The organism is Delftia sp. SD018, from assembly GCF_017355445.1.
Lineage (GTDB): Bacteria > Pseudomonadota > Gammaproteobacteria > Burkholderiales > Burkholderiaceae_C > Comamonas > Comamonas acidovorans.
The window spans coordinates 1-21,620 of the sequence record NZ_JADDRN010000044.1 but is presented as its reverse complement, the minus strand read 5'-3'; the positions used below and the strand labels follow the sequence as shown (position 1 = coordinate 21,620).

The 21,620-nt window shown below is 68.2% G+C and carries 22 protein-coding genes and 1 tRNA gene; 13 read left to right on the top strand and 10 right to left on the bottom strand.

The annotated features are described in order from the left end of the window. Nucleotides 1-262 precede the first annotated feature (262 nt). On the top strand, nt 263-781 hold the full coding sequence (locus INR38_RS26920) for an AmiS/UreI family transporter (protein ID WP_013800183.1): 519 nt from the start codon (nt 263-265) through the stop codon (nt 779-781). Nucleotides 782-808: 27 nt separating this feature from the next. Here INR38_RS26920 and INR38_RS26915 read toward each other — a convergent pair whose 3' ends face one another. Then, the gene (locus INR38_RS26915) at nt 809-1,708 is read right to left on the bottom strand and encodes a DMT family transporter (RefSeq protein WP_207444445.1); all 900 of its coding nucleotides are present in this window, start codon (nt 1,706-1,708) and stop codon (nt 809-811) included. A gap of 198 nt (nt 1,709-1,906) precedes the next feature. Further along, entirely contained in the window at nt 1,907-3,208 is a 1,302-nt protein-coding gene (gene lplT, locus INR38_RS26910) for a lysophospholipid transporter LplT (protein ID WP_013800185.1), read from the bottom strand. Nucleotides 3,209-3,342: 134 nt separating this feature from the next. On the opposite strand from lplT, the gene alr reads away from it, so the two are divergent. Beyond that, nucleotides 3,343-4,446, top strand: coding sequence for an alanine racemase (gene alr / locus INR38_RS26905; RefSeq protein WP_034397810.1), 1,104 nt, complete (start codon nt 3,343-3,345; stop codon nt 4,444-4,446). Here the strand turns inward: alr and INR38_RS26900 are convergent, their stop codons facing one another. Next, nucleotides 4,447-4,887 (bottom strand): MarR family transcriptional regulator, encoded by a 441-nt coding sequence (locus tag INR38_RS26900; RefSeq protein WP_012202251.1) that lies wholly within the window; start codon nt 4,885-4,887, stop codon nt 4,447-4,449. 96 nt (nt 4,888-4,983) lie between these two features. Here INR38_RS26900 and INR38_RS26895 point away from each other — a divergent pair, with 96 nt between their 5' ends. Continuing rightward, entirely contained in the window at nt 4,984-5,796 is an 813-nt protein-coding gene (locus INR38_RS26895; RefSeq protein ID WP_012202252.1) for a siderophore-interacting protein, read from the top strand. 67 nt (nt 5,797-5,863) lie between these two features. Here INR38_RS26895 and INR38_RS26890 read toward each other — a convergent pair. After that, nucleotides 5,864-5,940, bottom strand: a tRNA-Met gene (locus INR38_RS26890). Between the two features lie 143 nt (nt 5,941-6,083). On the opposite strand from INR38_RS26890, the gene radA reads away from it, so the two are divergent. The 4 genes from radA (at nt 6,084) to INR38_RS26870 (ending at nt 9,214) form a co-directional block, all read left to right on the top strand. After that, nucleotides 6,084-7,469, top strand: a complete 1,386-nt coding sequence (gene radA, locus INR38_RS26885) for a DNA repair protein RadA (RefSeq protein WP_043821911.1) — start codon at nt 6,084-6,086, stop codon at nt 7,467-7,469. A 79-nt stretch (nt 7,470-7,548) separates the two neighbouring features. Beyond that, entirely contained in the window at nt 7,549-7,986 is a 438-nt protein-coding gene (locus tag INR38_RS26880; protein ID WP_012202254.1) for a hypothetical protein, read from the top strand. Between the two features lie 44 nt (nt 7,987-8,030). Continuing rightward, entirely contained in the window at nt 8,031-8,969 is a 939-nt protein-coding gene (locus INR38_RS26875; protein WP_034397818.1) for a branched-chain amino acid transaminase, read from the top strand. A 35-nt stretch (nt 8,970-9,004) separates the two neighbouring features. After that, a complete protein-coding gene (locus tag INR38_RS26870) occupies nt 9,005-9,214 on the top strand; it encodes a zinc-finger domain-containing protein (protein WP_012202256.1) in 210 nt (69 codons plus the stop codon). 31 nt (nt 9,215-9,245) lie between these two features. On the opposite strand, the gene INR38_RS26865 is transcribed toward INR38_RS26870, so the two are convergent. Continuing rightward, nucleotides 9,246-10,112, bottom strand: coding sequence for a capsular polysaccharide synthesis protein (locus INR38_RS26865; RefSeq protein ID WP_207444446.1), 867 nt, complete (start codon nt 10,110-10,112; stop codon nt 9,246-9,248). Between the two features lie 188 nt (nt 10,113-10,300). Between INR38_RS26865 and INR38_RS26860 the strand changes: the two genes are divergently transcribed. The 4 genes from INR38_RS26860 to INR38_RS26845 are packed head-to-tail and all read left to right on the top strand — an operon-like array spanning nt 10,301 to nt 14,614. Next, nucleotides 10,301-11,512, top strand: coding sequence for an O-antigen ligase family protein (locus INR38_RS26860; protein WP_347566774.1), 1,212 nt, complete (start codon nt 10,301-10,303; stop codon nt 11,510-11,512). Beyond that, complete coding sequence (locus tag INR38_RS26855; protein ID WP_207444448.1) at nt 11,509-12,630, top strand: glycosyltransferase; 1,122 nt, start codon at nt 11,509-11,511, stop codon at nt 12,628-12,630. Before INR38_RS26860 ends, INR38_RS26855 begins: the two co-directional genes overlap by 4 nt. Beyond that, entirely contained in the window at nt 12,627-13,664 is a 1,038-nt protein-coding gene (locus INR38_RS26850) for a glycosyltransferase family 2 protein (RefSeq protein ID WP_207444449.1), read from the top strand. Before INR38_RS26855 ends, INR38_RS26850 begins: the two co-directional genes overlap by 4 nt. Further along, on the top strand, nt 13,661-14,614 hold the full coding sequence (locus INR38_RS26845) for a capsular polysaccharide synthesis protein (RefSeq protein ID WP_198820257.1): 954 nt from the start codon (nt 13,661-13,663) through the stop codon (nt 14,612-14,614). Before INR38_RS26850 ends, INR38_RS26845 begins: the two co-directional genes overlap by 4 nt. A gap of 22 nt (nt 14,615-14,636) precedes the next feature. On the opposite strand, the gene INR38_RS26840 is transcribed toward INR38_RS26845, so the two are convergent. Together INR38_RS26840 and INR38_RS26835 are read right to left on the bottom strand one after the other, a co-directional pair. After that, nucleotides 14,637-15,050 carry a DUF4440 domain-containing protein gene (locus tag INR38_RS26840; protein ID WP_207444450.1) on the bottom strand — a complete coding sequence of 138 codons (414 nt, stop codon included), beginning with the start codon at nt 15,048-15,050 and terminating at the stop codon, nt 14,637-14,639. Further along, nucleotides 15,022-16,410, bottom strand: a complete 1,389-nt coding sequence (locus tag INR38_RS26835; protein ID WP_088166576.1) for an MFS transporter — start codon at nt 16,408-16,410, stop codon at nt 15,022-15,024. Before INR38_RS26835 ends, INR38_RS26840 begins: the two co-directional genes overlap by 29 nt. Before the next feature lie 110 nt (nt 16,411-16,520). Here INR38_RS26835 and INR38_RS26830 point away from each other — a divergent pair, with 110 nt between their 5' ends. Together INR38_RS26830 and INR38_RS26825 are read left to right on the top strand one after the other, a co-directional pair. Then, on the top strand, nt 16,521-17,411 hold the full coding sequence (locus INR38_RS26830; RefSeq protein ID WP_235264200.1) for a LysR family transcriptional regulator: 891 nt from the start codon (nt 16,521-16,523) through the stop codon (nt 17,409-17,411). Between the two features lie 374 nt (nt 17,412-17,785). Further along, the gene (locus INR38_RS26825) at nt 17,786-18,223 is read left to right on the top strand and encodes a hypothetical protein (RefSeq protein ID WP_207444452.1); all 438 of its coding nucleotides are present in this window, start codon (nt 17,786-17,788) and stop codon (nt 18,221-18,223) included. Between the two features lie 15 nt (nt 18,224-18,238). Here INR38_RS26825 and INR38_RS26820 read toward each other — a convergent pair whose 3' ends face one another. From INR38_RS26820 to INR38_RS26810, 3 genes are all read right to left on the bottom strand, one after another. Beyond that, a complete protein-coding gene (locus INR38_RS26820; RefSeq protein ID WP_013800196.1) occupies nt 18,239-19,465 on the bottom strand; it encodes an ATP-binding protein in 1,227 nt (408 codons plus the stop codon). An 8-nt stretch (nt 19,466-19,473) separates the two neighbouring features. Beyond that, nucleotides 19,474-20,235 (bottom strand): response regulator transcription factor, encoded by a 762-nt coding sequence (locus INR38_RS26815; RefSeq protein ID WP_043821893.1) that lies wholly within the window; start codon nt 20,233-20,235, stop codon nt 19,474-19,476. Nucleotides 20,236-20,339: 104 nt separating this feature from the next. Beyond that, nucleotides 20,340-21,620, bottom strand: a 1,281-nt coding sequence (locus INR38_RS26810) for an AmpG family muropeptide MFS transporter (protein WP_207476027.1), incomplete at its 5' end; no start/stop codon positions are given.

Below are 21,620 nucleotides of genomic sequence, written 5' to 3'. Positions count from 1 at the left end.
CCGCCTGCCGGCACACTCCACCGCCGCGTGCCCGGCAAGGGACGCGCCGGTGCACCTGCCCTGGATCACAGGCGGCATCTCTGCAGCGGACCCTTCCGCCAGCACGCAGATGCCCACCAGGGGCGGGCCCGGGGATGAACTGTTTCACGGACGCCGCTGCACCCGGCCACGGGGCGGCGGCGCCTTGCCGTGCGCGCTCGTTCCGGGAAATGAACACGGCGCGCAAGGCACTTCAAAGCAAAAAAGCAAAAGGAGACTTGCGATGTGGCTGGGTTTGTCGTTGTTCTACGTGGGCGCCGTGCTGTGCCTGAACGGCCTGTGGATGCTGGGGCGCATCGCCGACCGGGAGATCTGGGTCATCAACGTGTTCGCGGGCCTGGTCTCGCTGATCATCGGCCTGGCCTCGGCCTTCGGGCCCGAGCCCGATGCGGCTTCGGTCAAGACCGGCGCGCTGACCCTGCTGTTCGCCTTCACCTACCTGTGGGTGGCCATCAACCGCTTCACGGGTGCCGATGGCCGGGGCCTGGGCTGGTTCAGCCTGTTCGTGGCCATCACCGCCGTGCCCGTGGCCATCGACACCCTGCTGGGCGCGCGCACCGCCATCGACTGGTGGATGGCGGCCAACTGGGCGGCCTGGGCCGTGCTGTGGGCCATGTTCTTCGTGCTGCTGGCCCTGGGCCGCAACATCGGCCGCGTGACGGGCGCCCTGTGCATTGCGCAGGGCGTGCTCACGGGCTGGCTGCCGGGCTACCTGCTGCTGGCCGGGCAGCTCACGGGCTGATTGCGCAGCGTGAGTACGGGCGGGGCGTCAAGCCCCCCGCCGCCGTGCATGCGCCAGCGCAGACAGCAGCGCGGCCGCGATGATACAGGCGCCGCCCAGCAGCGTGCGCGGCGTCAGCACCTCGCCTGCAATCAACACCGAGGAGACGCTGGCGAACACCACCTCGGCCAGCATGACCACGGCGGTCACGCCGGCCGGCAGGCGCGCGGCGCCGAACTGCAGCGCCCAGTTGCCCAGCATCAGCAGCACGGCCAGGCCGGCGGCAATCAGCATCCAGCCGGCCTGCGGCGCAGGCATGGGCGGCACCAGCCCCACGCTGCTGCCCGCGAAGGCGCTGGCCAGCCCCATGGCCATGCAGCCGCTGAACATGGCCAGCATGCGCGCCTGCGCCGGCACGGCTTGCAGGCGGCGCAGCAGCACATTGGTCAGCGCAAAGGTGAAGCCGCCGAACAGTGCCAGGCCGTCGGCAAGCGACAGACCGCGCAGCAGCCCGGGCGAGCCGCCGCTGAATGTGCCCTCGGGCACCAGCACCAGCGCCACCCCGCCAAAGGCCAGCAGCAGCCGCGTCAGCGCGGCCGGCGTGGGCCGCTCGCCCAGGATCTTCCAGGCCAGCAGCACGGACCATGCCGGCATCAGATAGAACAGCAGCACCACGCGCACCACATCGCCAATGGTCACTGCCCAGTTGAAGGCGATGTTGTTGCTGCCCGCGCAGGCGCCCAGCAGGATCAGCGCCGGGTACTGCAGCACCTGGCGCAGGCTGGCCGGGCGCAGCGCCACCAGCCCCGCCAGCACCAGGGCATACATCAGCGCCGTGGCCCACAGCGGATGCAGGCCGGCCTCGTGCATGGCGCGAAACGGCCACCAGGCCAGACCCCAGACCAGGGTGTTGAACAGCAGGGCGAGAACGGGGAGCGGGCTATGCATAAAACCACGAAAAAGTGCCCGGTCAGGCAAAGCCCGCACCGAACACAATACGAGAAGACCATTTAGACCAGGCCTATCAATCGATAGCGCCCTATGGAACTGGCGAGGCCCAAAGCGAGAGACACCGAGCCAGGGCCGCCCCGCCGCGAGGGTGTCATCCCCCCTGGGGGAAGGCGCGAAGCGCCTCAGGGGGTAGTCTCAATGACAATCCTTGCGGGCAATCACCAGCAGGCGCTCGACTTCCTCGGGATGGTTGCGCACGTTGCTGACGTGCCAGCGGCCGATCAGCCACATGATGCCGGCCACCACCAGGCCGAACACCGTGATGGCGCCGAAAGCCGACAGTCCGAACTTGGTGGACAGCGCATAGAAGGCACCCAGCGCCAGGATGCAGGCCTGCTCGTTGAAGTTCTGCACGGCAATCGAGCGGCCCGCGCCCATGAGGTTGTGGCCGCGGTGCTGCAGCAGCGCATTCATGGGCACGACCAGGAAGCCGCCCAGGCCGCCCAGCAGGATCAGGAAGGGAATGGCCACCCACACGCTCTTGATGAAGATCATGGCGATCACCAGCAGGCCCATGGTGATGCCCAGCGGAATCACGCGCGTGGCGTTGTCCAGCCGCATGCGCATGGACGCGAGGATGGCGCCTGCGGCCGTGCCGATGGCCACCACGCCCACCAGGGCCGATGCCTGGGAGGTGCCGTAGCCCAGGGCCGCCGCGCCCCAGGCCAGCACGATGTAGCGCAGGTTGCCCGACACGCCCCAGAACAGCGTGGTCGTGGACAGCGAGATCTGGCCCAGCTTGTCCCCCCACAGCCGCTGGCTGCAGGTCCAGAAGTCGGGCAGCAGGGCCAGGGTGTTGGCCAGCAGGCTCTTGCTGGGGTCCTGGCGCAGCGGGCGCAGGATGGTATCGGTCAGCGGAATGCGCAGGTTGAACCAGGCGGCCAGCGCATAGACGCCGACCAGCACGGCAATCGCCGCTTCGGCGGCCGTGTCCACGCCCGTGTCCAGCAGCGGCAGGTCGAAGTCCAGCAGATGGGCCGAGATGCCCGGGCTCAGCAACTGCCCGCCCACGAGCACGCCCAGGATGATGGAGGTGATGGTCAGCCCCTCGATCCAGCCATTGGCCTTGACCAGCTGGGAGGCGGGCAGCAATTCGGTGAGGATGCCGTACTTGGCCGGCGAGTAGGCCGCTGCGCCCAGGCCCACCACGGCGTAGGCCAGCAGCGGGTGGTTGCCGAACAGCATCATCAGGCAGCCCACGATCTTGATCGCATTGCTGATGAACATCACCCGCCCCTTGGGCAGGGCGTCGGCAAAGGCGCCGACGAAGGGGGCCAGGATCACGTAGAACAGCGCGAACATGGGCACCAGGGCGGCGCGCTGCCACTCGGGGGCGCCATTGGTGCGCAGCAGTTCCACGGCGGTCACGAACAGGGCGTTGTCTGCCAGCGAGCTGAAGAACTGCGCTGACATGATGGTGTAGAAACCGCGCTTCATGGATAGGCAGATGGGGTCAGCTGCAGGGCTGCTGACCGGTTAAATAAGGACCCCGTGGCAAGTGACTGGCGGTTATATCACGCGGCCTTCGGCCGGCAGTGCCAGAATCCCAAGCTTCTGACTGAGTGAAAACCATGCCGCGTCCCATTCTTGCCACCATCCATTCCGCCGCGCTTCGCCACAACCTGGAGCGGGTGCGGCAGGCGGTCCCCGATGCCAAATTGTGGGCCGTGGTCAAAGCCAACGCCTATGGCCACGGTATCGAGAACGTGTTCGAGGCCCTGCGCGGCGCCGACGGCTTCGCCATGCTGGACCTGGCCGAGGCCGAACGCGTGCGCCAGTTGGGCTGGCGCGGCCCCATCCTGCTGCTGGAAGGCGTCTTCGAGCCGCGCGACCTGGAGCTGTGCTCGCGCCTGTCCATCTGGCATGCCGTGCACTGCGACGCCCAGATCGACTGGCTGGCCGCGCACAAGACGCAGAACGGCCACCGCGTCTTCCTCAAGATGAACTCCGGCATGAACCGCCTGGGCTTCACGCCCGAGCGATACCGCGCGGCCTGGGCCCGGCTGAACGCCTTGCCTCAGGTGGAGGAAATCTCGTTCATGACCCATTTCAGCGATGCCGACGCAGGGGCCGGACAGCCCGGAATCTCGGCACAGCTGCAGCGCTTTCATGACGCCACGCGCGACCTGCCCGGCGAGCGCAGCGTGGGCAACAGCGCGGCCACGCTGCGCCAGGGCGACGACGCGCTGGTGCGCTGCGACTGGGTGCGGCCGGGCATCGTGCTCTACGGCAGCGCCCCCGACTATCCGCAGCACACGGCGGCCCACTGGGGCCTGCAGCCCACGCAGACGCTGAGCTCGCGCATCATCGGCGTGCAGCAACTGACCGAGGGGCAGAGCGTGGGCTATGGATCGCGCTTCACGGCCGACGGCCCCCTGCGCCTGGGCACCGTGGCCTGCGGCTATGCCGACGGCTATCCACGCCACTGCGGCACGGGCACGCCCGTGCTGGTGAACGGCGTGCGCACCCGCACCCTGGGCCGCGTGAGCATGGACATGCTGGCCGTGGACCTGACGCCCGTGCCCGATGCCGGCATGGGCAGCGAGGTCACGCTGTGGGGCCGCGCCAGCAACGGCGCCGTGCTGCCCATCGACGAGGTGGCCGAGGCCGCAGGCACGCTGGGCTATGAACTCATGTGCGCCGTCGCGCCGCGCGTGAACAAGACCGTCGATTGATCAGGGCGCGGCTTCCACGCTGTCCCTGGCCCGCTCCAGCAGCGCCATCAACTGCTGTTGCGCGGCGGGCTCCCAATCCTTGAGCAGCCGAGCCGCCAGCGCCTGGCGCGACTGGCGCAGCCGGTCGAACAGGGCCTGCCCCTGGGGGCTGAGGCTCAGGCAGCGCACGCGGCGGTCGCGGGCGTCCGGTTCGCGGTCCAGCCATCCCTGCTCCTGCAGCTGCGCCAGCATGCGCGCAAGCTGGGCCTTGTCCATGTGGCTGTGGTCGACCAGATCCCTTTGCGTGCGGCCCGGGTGCCGGCCCACGTACATCAGCACGCGCACCTCGTTGGGCGTCAGCCCGGGCTCCATGGACTCCATGTCCTCGCGCATGCGCGAGCGGAACAGGTGCAGCAGCTCGTGCATGGCCTCGAAGATATCGGCGGGCAGGGAGGCATTCATGGCAGGGTCTTGTGGAAATACGTTGACAAAGTCAACGGATGGCAGAGAATTGGTGGACTAAATCAACATTCTAGGCCGTCGCAGGCCGTTTCGCCAATGAACTTGCCCAATCCAGCCACCTCTGCCGTGACACCGGCCCCCGTCGTCCAGCGTGTCCGCCATTCCTTCCGCGCCCGCCATGTGCAATTGCTCTCGCGCGAACAGCCCAGCCCCGGCTTTGTCCGCCTGACCCTGGGCGGCCCCGATCTGGAGGACTTCGTGAGCGCCGGCTTTGACGACCACGTCAAGCTCATCTTGCCGCAGGCCGGGCGCGAACTGCCCGCGCTTCCCGTGCTGCTCGATGGCCGTCCGACCTTCGTGGAGGACGAGCGCCCCACCTTGCGCGACTACACGCCGCTGCGCTACGACGCCGCGCGCCAGAACCTCATCATGGATTTCGCGCTGCACGATGCCGGCCCCGCCACCGAATGGGCGCTGACCGCACCGCTGGGCCAGTGGGTGGGCCTGGCCGGGCCGCGCGGCAGCCTGGTGATCTCGGCCAACCTGCCATGGCATTGGCTGTTCGGCGACGAGACCGCCATGCCCGCCATCGAGCGGCGCCTGGCCGAGCTGCCCGCCGGCAGCCGCGCCGTGGTGCGCGTGCAGCTGCGCAACCCGGCCGACCGCCGCCAGTGGAGCAGCACGGCCCGGCTGGACTGCGACTGGGTCGAATCGCTGGCCGATGCCGTGCAGGCGCTGGAGCTGCCCCAGGACGACGGCTATATCTGGGCGGCGGGCGAGCACAGCGCCATGGCCGAGCTGCGTCGCCTGCTGCTGGCCAAGGGCGCATCGCCCAAGCGCATGCGCGTGGCCTCTTACTGGAAGCAGGGCACGGCCGACCACCATGAAGACCTGAACGATCCCAGCTGACCTGCCTGGAGAAAAGAACGGAAGTACAGACGAAAAAAAGCCCACCGAAGTGGGCTTTTTTTCGTGGTGGTTGCGCGAGAAGGATTTGAACCTCCGACCTTTGGGTTATGAGCCCAACGAGCTACCAGACTGCTCCATCGCGCGGTAATCCGCAGTAATTTCGTTTTCACTGCATTTTCTGCAGCGAAGAAGTGAACTATAACCGATATCTTTCCGTCACGCAACTGCGATAGGCGCGAAACATGCGTGCCAGGGCGGCAGCCACCGCTCGGTATAGTGCTCACCCCATGGCCAAAGACAAAACCACGTTCATCTGCAATGCCTGCGGAGGCACCAGCCCGCGCTGGCTGGGCAAGTGCCCGGCCTGCGGGGCCTGGAACTCGCTGATCGAGGCCGTTGCCGAGCCTGCGAGCGCGGGCAAGAACCGGCTCAGCCAGCCCCAGGGCTATGCGGGCCTGGCCAATGTCCAGGCCGTGATGCCGCTGTCGGCCATCGAGGCCCAGGACGTGGCGCGCACGCCCAGCGGCATCGAGGAGCTGGACCGCGTGCTGGGAGGCGGCATTGTCGAAGGCGGCGTGGTGCTGATTGGTGGCGATCCCGGCATCGGCAAGTCCACCCTGCTGCTGCAGGCCATGGACGCGCTGCACCGCGTCGGCCTGCCCACGCTGTATGTCACGGGCGAGGAAAGCGGTGCCCAGGTCGCGCTGCGCTCGCGCCGCCTGGGGCTGGAGGCCAGCCAGGTCAACGTGCTGGCCGAGATCCAGCTGGAGAAGATCCTCGCCACCATGGAGGCCACCCAGCCGGCCGTGGTCGTCATCGACTCCATACAGACCGTGTACTCGGACCAGCTGTCCTCGGCGCCGGGCTCGGTGGCCCAGGTGCGCGAATGCGCGGCCCACCTCACGCGCGCGGCCAAGACCACGGGCATCACCGTGATCCTGGTCGGCCACGTGACCAAGGAAGGCGCACTGGCCGGCCCGCGCGTGCTGGAGCACATGGTGGACACGGTGCTCTACTTCGAGGGCGACACGCACAGCAACTTCCGCCTGGTGCGCGCCATCAAGAACCGCTTTGGTGCCGTCAACGAGATCGGCGTCTTCGCCATGACGGAGAAGGGCCTCAAGGGCGTCACCAACCCCAGCGCCATCTTCCTGTCCCAGCACAGCGAGCCCGTGCCCGGCTCCTGCGTGCTGGTCACGCTGGAGGGCACGCGCCCCATGCTGGTGGAGATACAGGCCCTGGTCGATCAGGGCGGCCCCGCGCCCCGGCGCCTGTCCGTGGGCCTGGACCGCGACCGGCTGGCCATGCTGCTGGCCGTGCTCAGCCGCCACGCGGGCGTGGCCTGCGCGGACCAGGATGTGTTCGTCAACGCCGTGGGCGGCGTGCGCATCAGCGAGCCTGCGGCCGACCTGGCCGTCATGCTGTCCATCACCTCCAGCCTGCGTGGTCGCGCCCTGCCCAAGGGATTCCTCGCCTTTGGCGAAGTGGGCCTGGCCGGCGAAGTGCGCCCCGCGCCGCGCGGCCAGGAGCGCCTGAAGGAAGCGGCCAAGCTGGGCTTCACCATGGCCGTGGTACCCAAGGCCAATGCGCCCAAGAAGGCCATCCCGGGTCTGACCGTTCATGCCGTCGAACGCGTGGACGAGGCCATGAACATCGTCCGAGGGATGGGCTGACGCGCTTGCCGAGCGCATTGCGGGGGCATACGCACTGTCCGCAGCGGCCCTGCGGCGCCTCCATAAGACAATCGGCGCCATGAATTTGCGCAATATCCTGATTCCTCTGGGCCTGCTCGTACTGCTGGTGGCTGCGCACCAGTCCTATGGCTGGATGGGTGTGGTCGCCGTGGGCGGCGGCATCATGATGTGGCTGCTGCTGCATTTCACGCGGCTGATGTCCATCATGAGGAAGGCCGCGGACCGGCCCATGGGCTATGTGGGCAGCGCCGTCATGCTCAACGTCAAGCTCAAGCCCAAGGTCTCGCTGATGCACGTGGTGGCCATGACGCGCTCCCTGGGCGAGCGCCTGTCCGAGGAGGGCCAGCAGCCCGAGATCTACCGCTGGACCGACGGCACGCAGTCGCATGTGACCTGCGAGTTCAAGAGTGGCCGTCTCATGAAGTGGACCCTGGTACGCCCCACGCCCGAGCCCGAGCCGGCGTCTGCGGCCCCCGAGGCAGCCCCTGCGCCCTAAAATACCGGGTTGGTGTTCTGTTCAATACCCCCAAGGATGTTCCTATGAGCCCCGTTGTTCCCTCGATGGCCGACCGTGACGGCAAGATCTGGATGGATGGCCAGCTGGTGGACTGGCGCGATGCCAAGATCCATGTGCTGACCCACACGCTGCACTACGGCTGCGGCGCATTCGAGGGCGTGCGGGCCTACAAGTCCGAACAGGGCACGGCCATCTTCCGCCTGGAAGACCACACCAAGCGCCTGTTCAACAGCGCCAAGATCCTGCGCATGCAGATCCCGTTCACCCAGGAAGCGGTGAACCAAGCCCAGGTCGAGGTCGTGCGCGCCAACCAGCTGGAATCGTGCTACCTGCGCCCGCTGACCTGGATCGGCGACCGCAAGCTGGGCGTGTCCCCCAAGGGCAACACCATCCACCTGATGGTCGCGGCCTGGGCCTGGGGTGCCTACCTGGGCGAGGAAGGCATGCAGCGCGGCATCCGCGTGAAGATCTCCAGCTTCACGCGCCACCATGTGAACATCACCATGAGCCAGGCCAAGGCGGTGAGCAACTACACCAACTCCATCCTGGCCAACACCGAGGCGCTGGACGACGGCTATGACGAGGCCATCCTGCTGGACGCCTCGGGCTTCGTCTCCGAGGGCTCGGGCGAGAACATCTTCGTCATCAAGGACGGCGTGGTCTACACGCCCGACCTGTCGGCCGGCGCGCTCAACGGCATCACGCGCAATACCGTGATGCACATCTGCAAGGACCTGGGCCTGGAAGTGGTGCAAAAGCGCATCACGCGCGACGAGCTGTACATCGCCGATGAAGTCTTCTTCACCGGCACGGCCGCCGAAGTCACGCCCATCCGCGAGGTGGACCGCATCGAGATCGGCGCGGGCAGCCGCGGCCCTCTCACCGAAAAGATCCAGCAGGCCTTCTTTGACATCGTCAACGGCCGCAACCCCAAGTACGCCCATTGGCTGACTCGGGTCTGAACATCCCTAGAGACCCACGAAAGAGATAAGCAAGCATGACAACGAATGCCACCGTCGAACTGGCGGCCAAGGACCTCAACGCCCAGGGCGGCGTGTTCTGCCCCAGCCCCAAGGCCGACATGAAGCTGTGGAACAGCCATCCCAAGGTCTACCTGGACGTGGCCCACACCGGCGAAGCCAAGTGCCCCTACTGCGGCACGCTGTACCGCTTGAAGGCCGGCGAAGTCTTCGCAGGCGGGCATTGAACAAAGCGGGTCTCGGCCCGCTTTGTGTGTCTCAGCGCGTCGAAAGCGCGCGGCTCCAGATGCTGCCGGGCGCAGCACCTCCGTGCAAAGCCAGCATGTCCGTGAAATGGCGCCGCTCCCCGCCGCGCAGCTTGACGATGGGCGCCGCCACCTGCGGCGCCTTCGCCAGGCACAGCTGGGGGTAGAGCAGGTACCACTTCCAGCGCAGGGCAGAGTGATAGAAGAAGGCCGTGTCCTCGGCCTTGAACAGCGTGAGCCGGGCATCGGGCAGGCGCCGCATCACCTGCTGGGCCGTCACATGGATCAGAAGGTAATTTGGATCGGGAATGCCCTGCAGCACCTCGGCGGCGTCGGGCCGCGACTGCAGGCGCTGCAGATAGGCCTCGGGGCCGTCCACGATCAGCGCCTGGTGAAACTCCTTTTGCCATTCCGATACAAAGCGCGAGCCGGCCGGAGCGCAGAATGACCAGCTTTCGATCACGGGGTAGCGCCTGTCCCTGGTGAAGCCCTCAAGGTAGAAGCCTGCCAGCTCGGCAGCGCCTGCGCCGGGGGAGGCGCTCATCCAGTCCAGCGGCGCGGTCAGCAGCGTGGTTGCGTCGAACCAGTAGCCGCCGTGGTGCGCCACCAGGTACAGGCGAAGCCAGTCCGATTGCTTGGTGGGATGGAGTTCGGCAAACGCCGCAGGAAGGTCGCCGCAGGCGACGTACTGGCCCAGGTTCTCTGGCGTCACGACGATGACCTGGTGATCCGGGCACTGCCGCCGCCAGCTGTCCACGCACTGCTGGACGAAGGGATCCAGGCCGGACTGGTTCCAGTACGTCCAGATCGTTTTCGGGATTTCCGCTGCAAGACCATCGGCTGCCGGGGGCGATGGGGGCAGCTGCAAGGGCGCAGGCATGGTGTAATCTGCGCCGATTTTGGAAGGCGCCGCCCAGCGATGGAGCAGCCTGAATAAGACCGCAGGAATTTTTTTCATGAGCGGATGGAAAGCGGAATGCCCGCATTTTGGGGCAGAAAGTTGCGGTCTTGATGAGATTTGACAAGTCGAAGCTGCCAGGGCTCCTCACGACCCTGGCCGCTATTTTGGTGCCCGGGCTGGCCTTGTGGCTGCGCTCGGGCTATTCCTATGGCGCCGGCCTCATGGTCCTGGGCGCCCTGTGTTTTCTGCCTCGCTGGGTCAGATACCGGCAGTCCAACGGCACCTGGCTGCTGGTCGCGCTGTTCCTGGGCATGGCGGTGATGTGGTACTTCCTGTCCGTGCTGGACGGGGGCACCGGGCAGTTCGACCGGCCCGTGAAATTCATCCTGGGCGCGGTCAGCCTGCTGTTCGCCATGTGCTATCCGCCCACGGCGCGGATCTTCCTGTGGGGCATTCCGCTGGGCAGCGCAGGCGCGGGCTTCATGGCCCTGTGGCAGGTCTGCGTGCTGGGCATGGAGCGGGCCACGGGTTACACCAATGCCATCCAGTGGGGCAACATGGCCTTGCTGCTGGGCTGCTTCTCCTGCATCTATGCCATGTCCTTCTGGCACCAGCGCTCCCTGCTTTGGCGCCTGCTGGTGCTGGCGGCCGCCGCGCTGGGGGCGCTGGCTTCGCTGCTGTCGGGCTCGCGCGGCGGGTGGCTGGCGCTGTTGCCGATGTTCTTCATGCTGATGGTCCTGGTGCGCATGTACCGCCCGCAGTACTTCGGCCGCCTGGTGCTGGGCTGCGCTGCACTTCTGGTGGCGCTGGCCACCGTGATGGCCTTCATCCCGCGCGTCAGCGAGCGCGTGGATGAGGTCTACCTGGATGTGAGCACCTACCTTCATGCCGGCAACTCCAACACCTCGCTGGGCACCCGGCTGGAGCAGTACCGGCTGGCCGTGCAGATGATCGGCGAGAAGCCTCTGCTGGGCTGGGGCATGCAGGGCTATGTGGACGAGATGCACCGGCGCGTGGACGCCGGCAGCTATGGCCAGTCCATCCGCGAATACAACTTCATCCACAACGACTTCCTGGACATCTGGGTCAAGCTCGGCGTGCCGGGCGTGCTGCTGCAGGCGGCGCTGTTCATCTCGCTGCTGTGGCTGTTCTGGCCCTCGCGGCGGCGCATGGCGCTGTGGCCTGCGGACAGCACCCCCTGGCGCGAGGCCCTGCTGCTGCGTATCCTGGGCAGCCTGATGCCAGCCATGTACCTGGCGTTCGGCATGTCACAGCAATTTTTCGTGCACAACAGCGGCATCGTCTTCTTCGTCTTCCTCGTGGTGGCCCTGTGGTCATCGCTGCATGGCCTGGAAAGGGCCAGCGGAGCCGTGCGGTGACGGAGCGCGCCACCACGGCCCGGCCCCGGGTGCTGCACTTCGTGACGGGCGGCTTCTCGGGTGCCACCCAGGTGGCGGTGGATCTGGTGTCCGCGCACCGCGCGTCGGGCCGCTTCGACGCCAGGCTGGTGCTGCGGCGCAAGCGCAATACCTCCGATGAACGCGTGCAGAAGCTGCGCGACGGCGGCATCGATGTCGATGTGGTGGCGGGCTGGTCCCATGCCGCCACCGTCTGGCAGCTGCGCCGCATCTGCCTGGACTTCCGCCCGGACATCGTGGTCGCCCATGGTTTCAGCGACCATCTCTGGGGCCGCTTTGCCGCGCTGTGGGCCGGCGTGCCCTGCCTGGTGCATGTGGAACACAACTCGCGCGAGCGCTACACGCGCTGGCGGCTGGCGCAGGCCCTGTGGCTGACCGGGCGCACGGCCGCCATCATCGGCTGCTCCGAAGGCGTGCGCCAGAGCCTGCAGGACCGTGGATTTCCTGCCGCCAAGCTGATGGCCATCAGCAACGGCATCCGGCCCGAGCCCTATCTGCAGGAGCCGCCCCCCTTGCTGCAGCGCCGCCCGGACATCGTCATGGCCGCGCGCTTTGCGCGGCAAAAGGACCATGCCACCTTGCTGCGCGCACTGGCCGTGCTGCGACAGCGCGGCCTCAAGCCCACGCTGACCCTGGCCGGCGGCGGCAAGGCGCGCGCCCAGCAGGCGGCGCAGCGGCTCAGCGCCGAACTGGGCCTGCAGGACCAGGTGCAATTCATCGGCATGTGCAACGACGTGCCCGGCCTGCTGCGTGCGCACCGCGTCTGCGTGCTGTCCACGCACTACGAGGGCATGCCCCTGTCCCTGCTGGAAGGCATGGCGGCGGGCTGCGTGGTGGTGGGCAGCCGCGTGGTGGGCGTGCAGGAAGTGGTGCGGCCCGGCGACAACGGCCTGCTGGCCGCGCACGCCGACCCTGAATCGCTGGCCGACGCCCTGCAGCAGGCGCTGCAGGATGACGAGGCCGCCGTGCGCATGGCCGCCACCGCGCGGCAGGAAGCCCTGTCGCACTACAGCCTGCAGCGCATGACCGGCCAGTACGAAGACCTGTTCGCCCGCCTGCTGCAGGGGGAGCGTCCGTGACCTGGCTCAGCATCCTGGTGCCCGTCTACAACGTGCTGCCCTACCTGGAGGAATGCCTGCAGTCCGTCATGGACCAGGCCGATGCCGGCGTGCAGGTGCTGGTGCTCGACGACTGCTCCACCGATGGCTCCTGGGCCCTGATGCAGCAGCTGGACCAGCGCTGGCCCGGCCGCCTGCAGCTCATGCAGCATGAGCGCAATGCCGGCCTGAGCGCGGCGCGCAACACCATGATCGATGCGGCCACGGGCGACTACCTGTGGTTCCTGGACTCCGACGACAAGCTGCTGCCCGGCGCGATTGCCGGGCTGTCGGCCATCGTGAAACAACATGCGCCCGATGCCGTGCTCTGCGACTTCTCCGTCTGGCGCGAGGCCCCGCGCCTCAAGCACCGCCTGCGCGGCGAGGCGCACCGGCACAGCTTCCAGGGCCCCACGCTGCAGCGCTCGCAGGACCGGGGCGCCCTGCTGGCCGGCCTGCTGCGCACGGGCCAACTGCATGCCTGGTCCAAGATCTCGCGCCGCAGCCTGTGGGATGCGGGCCTGCGCTTTCCTGCAGGCCGCTACTTCGAAGACATGATGACCATGCCGCAGATGGCGCTGCGCTGCAGCAGCTTCTACTACTGCCCCCAGCCCTGGGTGGCCTACCGGCAGCGTGCCAACTCCATCCTTGCGTCCATGACGCCTGCCAAGGCGGCAGACCAGTCCGCCGCCCTGTGGCCCCTGGCGCAAGCCGTGCAAGCCCTGCAGGATGATGCGCTGCGCAACGACGGGCGCCTGCACTTCGCCTGGGCGCACCAGGCCGCGCGCAACCTCATCGGCGCCCTGCGCTTTCTCGACCGGCAGTGGGACATGCCGCCCGCGCAGCGGCAGGCGCTGGCGCAGCAGTTCCTGGCGGACTTCGGCCGCATCTCGCCGCTGTCCCTGCCCGCCCTGCGCCAGGCCTATCTGCGGCGCGGCTGGTGGCTGCGCGCATGGAAGCTGCGCAGCTGGGAGCGCCGCGCGCAGCAGCTGGGAACACCGGGAGCCCCAGCATGAGCGGCCTGAAACTGAAAACCCGGGGCGAGCTGTGGCTGGCGGCCGGCATGCGCCGCTTCTACGCCACCTTCGCACGCCGCCTGGAGCAGGGCCCCGCGCCCGACTTCCGCAGCCATGACATCGGGCCTGCGGCGCCCGTGCCCGTCTCCACGCCCATCCCCCGCATCATCTGGGCCTACTGGAACGGCGACTCGGTGCCCCTGCTCATACAGCGCTGCTTCGACAACTGGGCCCGCCTGAACCCCGGCTACAGCCTGCGCATCCTCAACGACGCGCAGCTGCCGCAATACGTGCCGCAACTGCCCGGCAACCTGCAGCAGCTGCCCGTGGCCAAGCGCTCGGACTGGCTGCGCCTGGAATTGCTGCACCGCCACGGCGGCATCTGGCTGGACGCCAGCACCATCCTCACCGAGCCGCTGGACTGGCTGCTGGAGCAGCAGCAGCGCAGCGGCGCCGACCTCGTTGCCTACTATCTGGAGCGCTACACCCGCGACCCGCAGGTGCCCGTGGTCGAGAACTGGCTCATGGCCGCGCCCCCGGGCAGCGCCTTCATCGCCGCACTGCACAAGGAATACGTGGAGCAGGTCCTGCCGCAGACGGGCGAGGCCTATATCGCCCAGCTCCAGCAGGCCGGCGAATACGAGCAACTGCGCCAGGGCATCGACATGCCCGCCTACCTGAGCATGCACCTGGCCATGCAGCGCGTGCTGCGCGCCGGCGGCAGCTACCGCCTGCGGCTGGCCAAGGCCGAGGACGGCCCCTTCTTCCTGCACGTGCAGGGTAACTGGGGCCGCACCCCGCTCAAGATCCGCCTGATGTTCTCGCGCACCGAACAGGCGCCTGTGCCGCTGATCAAGCTGCGCGCCCCCGACCGCAAGAAGCTGGACTTCTACCTGGAGCGCGGCCTCTACGTGCCCGGCAGCATCGCCGACCGCTACCTGCGGGGCTGAGCGGCGAGCGCGGACTGGGCCATCAGTCCAGGGCCGTCTCATGCAGGTAATGCCACAGCACCCCTTGGCCCGCACGTTTGAGGATCACGACTGATCGGCGCGAAGTCTCCACGCCGTCCAGGCGATGGGTTTCCAGGTAGCGCATGGCCAGGCCGGCCGTGTCCCGCCATACGGGCTGCATGTCGCAGACGCATATCTCCAGCCCTGGCCGCTGGCCGGCCGCGCGCCTGAACATCTGTTCCACATCGTCCAGGCCGACAAGTCTGCCCGTGGTGGTCACCATGCTGAACTCCGGGCTGAACTGCGGCATCAGCGCCTGCAGCGCGGCCTGTGCGCCCGCTGGTTGGGTGAAGACGGTGTGGATCAGCTCGTGCACTTGGTGGATGCTGCGTTCGGCGATGTCAATGTCACGGTCGATGGGCTTGTTGTCTTGCATGGTGGTCCTTGGGGGTGTGCAGCGATCGCAGTTGCAGCAGGGGCACAAGCCCTGCCAGCGATGCGATCAGAAACGTCATGTGATAGGCCCGGCCTGCGTCCAGGCGGGTGGCGAGCGTGTTGAAAACCATCAGGAAAAACGCGGCGCCCACGCTGAAGGCCATCTGCCGGTTGAGGTTCCAGATCACGCTGGCCTGCTGCGTCTGCCGGCCATCGAAGTCCAGCAGCGCCGTCGTCTGCGCGGTATTGGCCCCCAGGCCGCCGCCCAGGCCCATCAGCCCGTAGGCGGCCGCCAGCAGCCAGGGGTCGGCAGGGGCTGCCACGGCGGCCAGCGCCGCAATGCCCAGGCTGTGCAGCACCATGCTGGCGATGAACAGGGGCCGTGCGCCCGCGCGGTTGTACAGCCGGCCGCCCACCAGCATGGACACCAGTGCGCCGCCGGCGTAGACCATCATGAATCGGCCTGTGGCCTGCGCGCTCAGGTGCAGCATGTCCTGCAGGTAGAAGATGTTGAGCAGGTTCACGCCCGTGAACACGCCGGGAATGGCGTGGTAGACGGCCACCGACATGCGCAGGCGCGGGCTTTTGAGCAGTTGCAGTTCCACAATGGGGTGGGCCGTCTTGCGGGCATGGATGGCATACAGCACCGTGAAGGCCAGGCCCGCCGCCATGCCCAGCCAGGCCAGCGCCAGGCCCTGGCCCGAGCCTTGGCCTGCGCCATAGAGCGACATGCCCAGCAGCCAGGCGGCCAGCGCGGCGCTGACCAGCACCAGGCCCCTGAGGTCCGGCCGCTGCCGGGCCGTGGCCGGTGCATCGCGCACCCACAGCCAGGCCAGGCCTGCGGCGGCCAGGGCCAGCGCAATATTGGAATGGAACACCCAGCGCCAGGAGCCGTGGTCCACGATCAGCCCGCCCAGCCAGGGCGAGAGGGCCGGTGCAATCAGCGCCACGGCCATGACCAGCGTGGAGACACGCGCGCGCTCCGGTCCCTGGAACCGGTTGAAGGCCAGGGCCTGGCCCACGGGAATCACCAGGCCGCCCGCCATGCCCTGGATGAAGCGCCAGCCCACCAGCTGGCCGAAGCTGCCCGCCTCGCCGCAGGCCCAGGCGGCCAGGGCGAAGGCCAGCATGGAGCCCGCCATCAGCCCGCGCGCACCCCAGCGGTCGGCCAGCCAGGGGGCGAGGGGAATGGCCAGCGTCAATCCCAGCATGTAGGCATTGGCCACCCAGGCCCCGGCCGAGATGCCCACATGGAACTCGGCCGCAATCGTGGGCAGCGCGACGGCGGGCATGAAGATGTTGATGCAGTCGACGAAAAAACCCATCAGGAAAACGGTGGCCAGGCGGTATCGGTATGTCATCTTGCGCTTTCAGGAGGGGCAAGACTAAAGAGCGCGGGCGGCCACGTCGATGGGGCTATGCTGGACTCTTTGTTTGACTGGATTGAACAATGACCCCCGCAAGCCCGGCCATGCACACACTGCTCCACCGCGCGCAGACCTTTCTGGCCGTGGTGGATTTCGGCTCGTACACCAGGGCGGCGGACTTCCTGGGCATCAGCAAGGCCATGGCCAGCCTGCATGTCAAGGCGCTGGAAGAGGCGCTGTCGGTGGCCCTGCTGGTGCGCAACACCCGCAGCATCGCCCTGACGGAAACCGGGCGGGAGTTCTACGACGAGTTCAAGGGCATCGTCCGCGACGTGGGCAGCGCCTTCGACAACGCCATGCACAGCGGCAACCGCATCGCGGGCCGGCTGCGCATCAGCACCACCAGCGAATACGGGGAGAAGTACATTCTTCCGCTGATCCCGGCCTTCCTGGAGCGCTACCCGGGCATCTCGGTGGCCTATGACGTCAACTCATCACTGAGCGACCTGGTGGCCGAAAAGCTGGACCTGGTGGTGCGCCTGGGCCATCTGGCGGACTCCAGCTTCAAAAGCCGCAGGCTGGCCGGCTACGACATCGTGCTGGTGGCCTCGGCCGCCTTCCTGCGCAGCCATCCCGTGCGCCGGCCCGAAGACCTGGCAGACCTGCCCTGGATTGCCAACAGCAACCTCACCCACCCCACGGCCTGGACGCTGCGCACTGCCGGTGGCCAGGGCGTGGACGTGGTGGGCCGGGCGGCCCACCAATCCAACTCCTCCACCGCCATCCGCGCCCTGGCCCGGTCCTCGCTGGGCGTGGCCGTGCTGCCTGCGTGGTTTGTGGAGGACGACCTGGCCGACGGCGTGCTGCAGCGCGTGCTGCCCGACCACGCCCTGCCGCCCCAGCCCATCAGCGTGGTCTTTCCCGACAGCAGCCACCTGCCGCGCAAGACCCGCGTGTTCATCGACTTTCTGTGCGAGCACCTGGGCCGGGATTGAGCGCGCGGCTGGCCGGCCCGCTCTGGTCCCGTTAAACTGCCCGCAAGCCGAAAGGCCCGGTGCGTAGAAACACCTTCCGTGAGGTTGCAGCCCCCACCTTAAAGCGGGGCTTTGTCATGCCTTATCTCGTCGGATTGGCGCATTTGCTTGCGCCTGTCCGCATGGTTTCGGGCGTGGTGGGGGCTATCCGCAAGGACGCCCGCACGGCTACGGACGTGTTTCTAACCACCACGCCCACCTGTTGTGCGTAGAAACTCAACCGGTGGTTTTCTGTGATCTCGTAGGAAAACAGACCATGACCCTCCCCATCCTTGCCAGCCCCAGCGCTGCGCTTGCCCCTTCCAGCCCTCTTCTCTATCAGGAGGGCTGACCCCATGACATCCCGCAAAAACACTGCCGGCGCGGCAGTGCAAGCGCAGCCGTTGCCGTTGCGGTCGCAAGCCGCAAGGCCTTCCGACTGGCCCAGCGCGTGGCAGGCCATGCATGTCTGTCTGGTCGTCATCGAGGGGCGGCTGGTCACCCTGGCCGAGGTCTGTGGCAAAAAGCCCGACCGCAAGGCCCGCCAGTTCGACGTGGAATGCGCGGTGGAGCTGGCGCTGGCGCACATACGCCGCATGCGCGCCGACCCGCCGGACAGCCACCAGGCGTTCGAGCAGCAGTGGCACCTGGCGTCCTGCGCCATAGAACTGGCCGATGGCGCCTACCGCTTCCCCCGCTCGCGCTACGGCCGCCTGCTCAAGCGCACCCGCTGGCATTTCGACCTGCTCAGGGACCTGGTGGAACGTGTGGAGTGGCAGCACCGGCGCGGCTGAGCCGCAGGCGGCAGCTCAGGCCAGCGGCAGCCGCAGCACGAAGCAGGCGCCCGGCTGGCCGTCGGCACGGCCCTCGCAGTGCACGCTGCCGCCGTGGCGCTGGGCGATGGAGCGCACCAGGGCCAGGCCCAGGCCCACGCCGCCCGAGCGCTCGCTGGCGCCGGGCAGGCGAAAGAACTTCTCGAAGATGCGCTCGCGGTGGGCCGGCGCCACGCCGGGGCCATGGTCGCAGATGCGGATCTCGGCCATGGCGTCCTGGCGTGCCAGCTCCAGCGTGATGGCGCCCTGGCTGTAGCGGCGCGCGTTCTCCAGCAGGTTGCGCACGGCGCGGCGCAGCAGCTTGGAGATGCCGGGCACTTCCAGCGCGTCGGTGGACTGCAGGTCCAGGTCGGCATCCACGCGCGCGCATTCCTCGGCGGCCAGGCCGATCAGGTCCACGGGCTCGATCGTGCCCACGTCGCCCTCATAGGTCTCCAGCCGGCTGGCCAGCAGGATCTCGTCCACCAGCTGGTCCAGCTCGCTGATGTTGCGCTGGATCTCGGCGCGCGCGCGGGCGCTGGCCGGGTCGTCGCCCATGAATTCCAGGCCCATGCGGATGCGCGTCAGCGGCGAGCGCAGTTCGTGCGAGGCATTGGCCAGCAGCGATTTGTGCGAAGTCACCAGGGTCTCGATGCGCGCGGCGGCGGCGTTGAACTGGTGGGCCAGGTCGGCCACCTCGTCGCTGCCGTGCTCGGGCACGCGCACCGACAGGTCGCCCTCACCAAAGCGCTTGACGCCGCGCTGCAGGTTCTCCAGCCGCTTGAGCAGGCGGCGGATGATGGGGAACACGCCCACGGCCACGGCCACGCCCACCAGTCCCAGCAGCCACAGAAAGCCGAAGGGCGGGCGCAGCCAGAAGGCGGCTGCGCCGTCGTGCGGCGGGCGGTCGCCGCGCGGCGGGCGCGGCGCCATGTGCAGCATGTAGGTCTGGCCGTCCGTGCCTTCGATCTCGAAGCGCAGCCCCTCTTCGGGCGGGCCGGGCAGGCGCCGGGCGCGGCCCTGGGCGATGACCTTGCCGTCCGCATCGCGCATGGCCACGTCGCGCGAGGGCGGCGAGCTGGCGCTTTGCACGTTCTGCGCGTTCTGCTCGGCCGCGATCTGCCAGGCCCAGGCCACCGTCAGCGTGAGCACGGCCACGCCGCCCACCACGGCCAGCCAGATGCGCAGGTACAGGCGCTGGGAGAAGAGGGACAGCAGCTTCATTCGCTTGGCTAGTCTTGTTGTTTGGCGAAGACGTAGCCCACGCCGCGCACGGTCAGGATGCGCTTGGGCGCCTTGGGGTCGGCCTCGATGGCGGCGCGGATGCGGCCCATGTGCACGTCGATGGAGCGGTCGAAGGCCTCCAGTTCGCGGCCTCGCACGGCCTCCATGATCTGGTCGCGCGTGAGCACGCGGCCCGCGCGCTCGGCCAGCGTGACCAGCAGGTCGAACTGGTAGGAGGTCAGCTCGCAGGGCTGGCCCGCCACGGTGACGCTGCGCGCGTCGCGGTCGATCTCCAGGCTGCCGAAGCGCAGTGCCGTGGTCGGCTGGCCTGCGGCCGAGCCCTCGCCGCCGCCGCCGCGCCGGCGCAGGATGGCGCGGATGCGCGCCAGCAGCTCGCGCGGCTCGAAGGGCTTGGGCAGGTAGTCGTCGGCGCCGATCTCCAGGCCGATGATGCGGTCCATGGGGTCTCCCTTGGCCGTGAGCATCAGCACCGGCACCTGGGCTGCGGGGCCGGGCAGGGCGCGGATGCGCCGGCAGACCTCCAGGCCGTCCATGTCGGGCAGCATGAGGTCGAGGATGACGAGGTCGGGCAGGTCGGCGCCCGGCACGCCGTCGGCGGGCTGCAGCTGCTCCAGGCCGCTGCGGGCATCACCCATGTGCGTGACCTGCAGGCCGTTGTTGCCCAGGTAGTCACCCACCATCTGCGCGAGGCGGGTGTCGTCTTCGATCATCAGAAGATGGTGCGTACTCATGGAGGGCAGTGTATTCATGCTGGGGCCTGGCGTCGTATTGCGACGATGCTCGCAGCGCCCCGTCAGCCGTGCTTGTCGCTTGCGTAAAGTTCGGTAAAACAGCGCAGCCTGCGGCCAGCCGCTCAACTGCCGCGTTGCGCGGGCCGCACCGCATGCACGCGCGAGGCCAGTGCGATCAGCACCAGCACGGGCAGGCCCAGCAGGGCCGTGGCCTGGAAGAAGCTCACGTAGCCGTGCGCATCGACAAAGGCGCCCGAGAAGCCGGCCAGCCACTTGGGCGCCAGCAGCATCATGGAGCTGAACAGCGCGTACTGCGTGGCCGAGTACTGCACATTGGTCAGCCCCGACAGGTAGGCGATGAAGGCCGCCGAGGCGATGCCGCCGGCCAGGTTGTCCGCGCTCACCACCCAGACCAGCGCGTTCACGTCATGGCCGCGCGTGGCCAGCCAGGCGAACAGCAGGTTGGTGGCGGCCGACAGCGCGGCGCCCAGCATCAGCACGCGCATCACGCCCCAGCGCATGGCCAGCGCCCCGCCCAGGAAGGCGCCCGCCAGCGTCATGATCACGCCGTACACCTTGGTCACGGCGGCCACTTCGTCCTTGGTGAAGCCCATGTCCACGTAGAAGGGGTTGGCCATGATGCCCATGACCACGTCGCTGATGCGGTAGATGGCGATCAGGCCCAGCACCAGCAGCGCCTGCCAGCGGTAGCGGCCCAGGAAGTCGGCAAAGGGCTCGACCAGCGCGCTGTGCAGCCACTCGGCCGCGTTGCGGGCAGGCGCCAGCGGGCGTGGCACCGGTTCCGGCGAGAGCAGCACGGTCAGCATGCCCACGGACATGGAGGCGGCCATGGCCAGGTAGGCCACCTGCCAGGCGCCGCTCTGGTAGCCCGCCGTGCCCGCCACCTCGGCGCGGGCGGCCAGCCACAGCACGCCGGCGCCGGCCCAGATCATGGCCAGCCGGTAGCCGGTCTGGTAGGTGGCGGCCAGCGCGGCCTGGCGCTCGGTGTCGGCAGATTCGATGCGGTAGGCGTCCAGCGCAATGTCCTGCGTGGCCGAGCCGAAGGCCACGGCCAGCGCGCACCACACCAGCGGCGTGAGAGAGACGCGCGGATCGTTGAATGCCATGCCGCACAGCCCGGCGACGATGAGCATCTGCGCGAACAGCAGCCAGCCGCGCCGCCGCCCCAGCCAGCGCGTGAGCAGCGGCAGCGGCATGCGGTCCACCAGCGGCGACCAGACCCACTTGAAGGCATAGGCCAGGCCCACCCAGCTCAGGTAGCCGATGGTGGTGCGGTCCACGCCGGCCTCGCGCAGCCAGAACGACAGCGTGCCCAGCACCAGCAGCAGCGGCAGGCCTGCCGAAAAACCCAGGGCCAGCATGCGCAGGCTGGCCGGCTCGGC

Coding starts and splice junctions, on each gene's coding strand:
- INR38_RS26920 (WP_013800183.1), top strand. CDS start 263: ATGTGGCTGGGTTTGTCGTTGTTCTACGTGGGCGCCGTGCTGTGCCTG.
- INR38_RS26915 (WP_207444445.1), bottom strand. CDS start 1,708: ATGCATAGCCCGCTCCCCGTTCTCGCCCTGCTGTTCAACACCCTGGTC.
- lplT (WP_013800185.1), bottom strand. CDS start 3,208: ATGAAGCGCGGTTTCTACACCATCATGTCAGCGCAGTTCTTCAGCTCG.
- alr (WP_034397810.1), top strand. CDS start 3,343: ATGCCGCGTCCCATTCTTGCCACCATCCATTCCGCCGCGCTTCGCCAC.
- INR38_RS26900 (WP_012202251.1), bottom strand. CDS start 4,887: ATGAATGCCTCCCTGCCCGCCGATATCTTCGAGGCCATGCACGAGCTG.
- INR38_RS26895 (WP_012202252.1), top strand. CDS start 4,984: ATGAACTTGCCCAATCCAGCCACCTCTGCCGTGACACCGGCCCCCGTC.
- radA (WP_043821911.1), top strand. CDS start 6,084: ATGGCCAAAGACAAAACCACGTTCATCTGCAATGCCTGCGGAGGCACC.
- INR38_RS26880 (WP_012202254.1), top strand. CDS start 7,549: ATGAATTTGCGCAATATCCTGATTCCTCTGGGCCTGCTCGTACTGCTG.
- INR38_RS26875 (WP_034397818.1), top strand. CDS start 8,031: ATGAGCCCCGTTGTTCCCTCGATGGCCGACCGTGACGGCAAGATCTGG.
- INR38_RS26870 (WP_012202256.1), top strand. CDS start 9,005: ATGACAACGAATGCCACCGTCGAACTGGCGGCCAAGGACCTCAACGCC.
- INR38_RS26865 (WP_207444446.1), bottom strand. CDS start 10,112: ATGCCTGCGCCCTTGCAGCTGCCCCCATCGCCCCCGGCAGCCGATGGT.
- INR38_RS26845 (WP_198820257.1), top strand. CDS start 13,661: ATGAGCGGCCTGAAACTGAAAACCCGGGGCGAGCTGTGGCTGGCGGCC.
- INR38_RS26840 (WP_207444450.1), bottom strand. CDS start 15,050: ATGCAAGACAACAAGCCCATCGACCGTGACATTGACATCGCCGAACGC.
- INR38_RS26835 (WP_088166576.1), bottom strand. CDS start 16,410: ATGACATACCGATACCGCCTGGCCACCGTTTTCCTGATGGGTTTTTTC.
- INR38_RS26830 (WP_235264200.1), top strand. CDS start 16,521: ATGCACACACTGCTCCACCGCGCGCAGACCTTTCTGGCCGTGGTGGAT.
- INR38_RS26825 (WP_207444452.1), top strand. CDS start 17,786: ATGACATCCCGCAAAAACACTGCCGGCGCGGCAGTGCAAGCGCAGCCG.
- INR38_RS26820 (WP_013800196.1), bottom strand. CDS start 19,465: ATGAAGCTGCTGTCCCTCTTCTCCCAGCGCCTGTACCTGCGCATCTGG.
- INR38_RS26815 (WP_043821893.1), bottom strand. CDS start 20,235: ATGAATACACTGCCCTCCATGAGTACGCACCATCTTCTGATGATCGAA.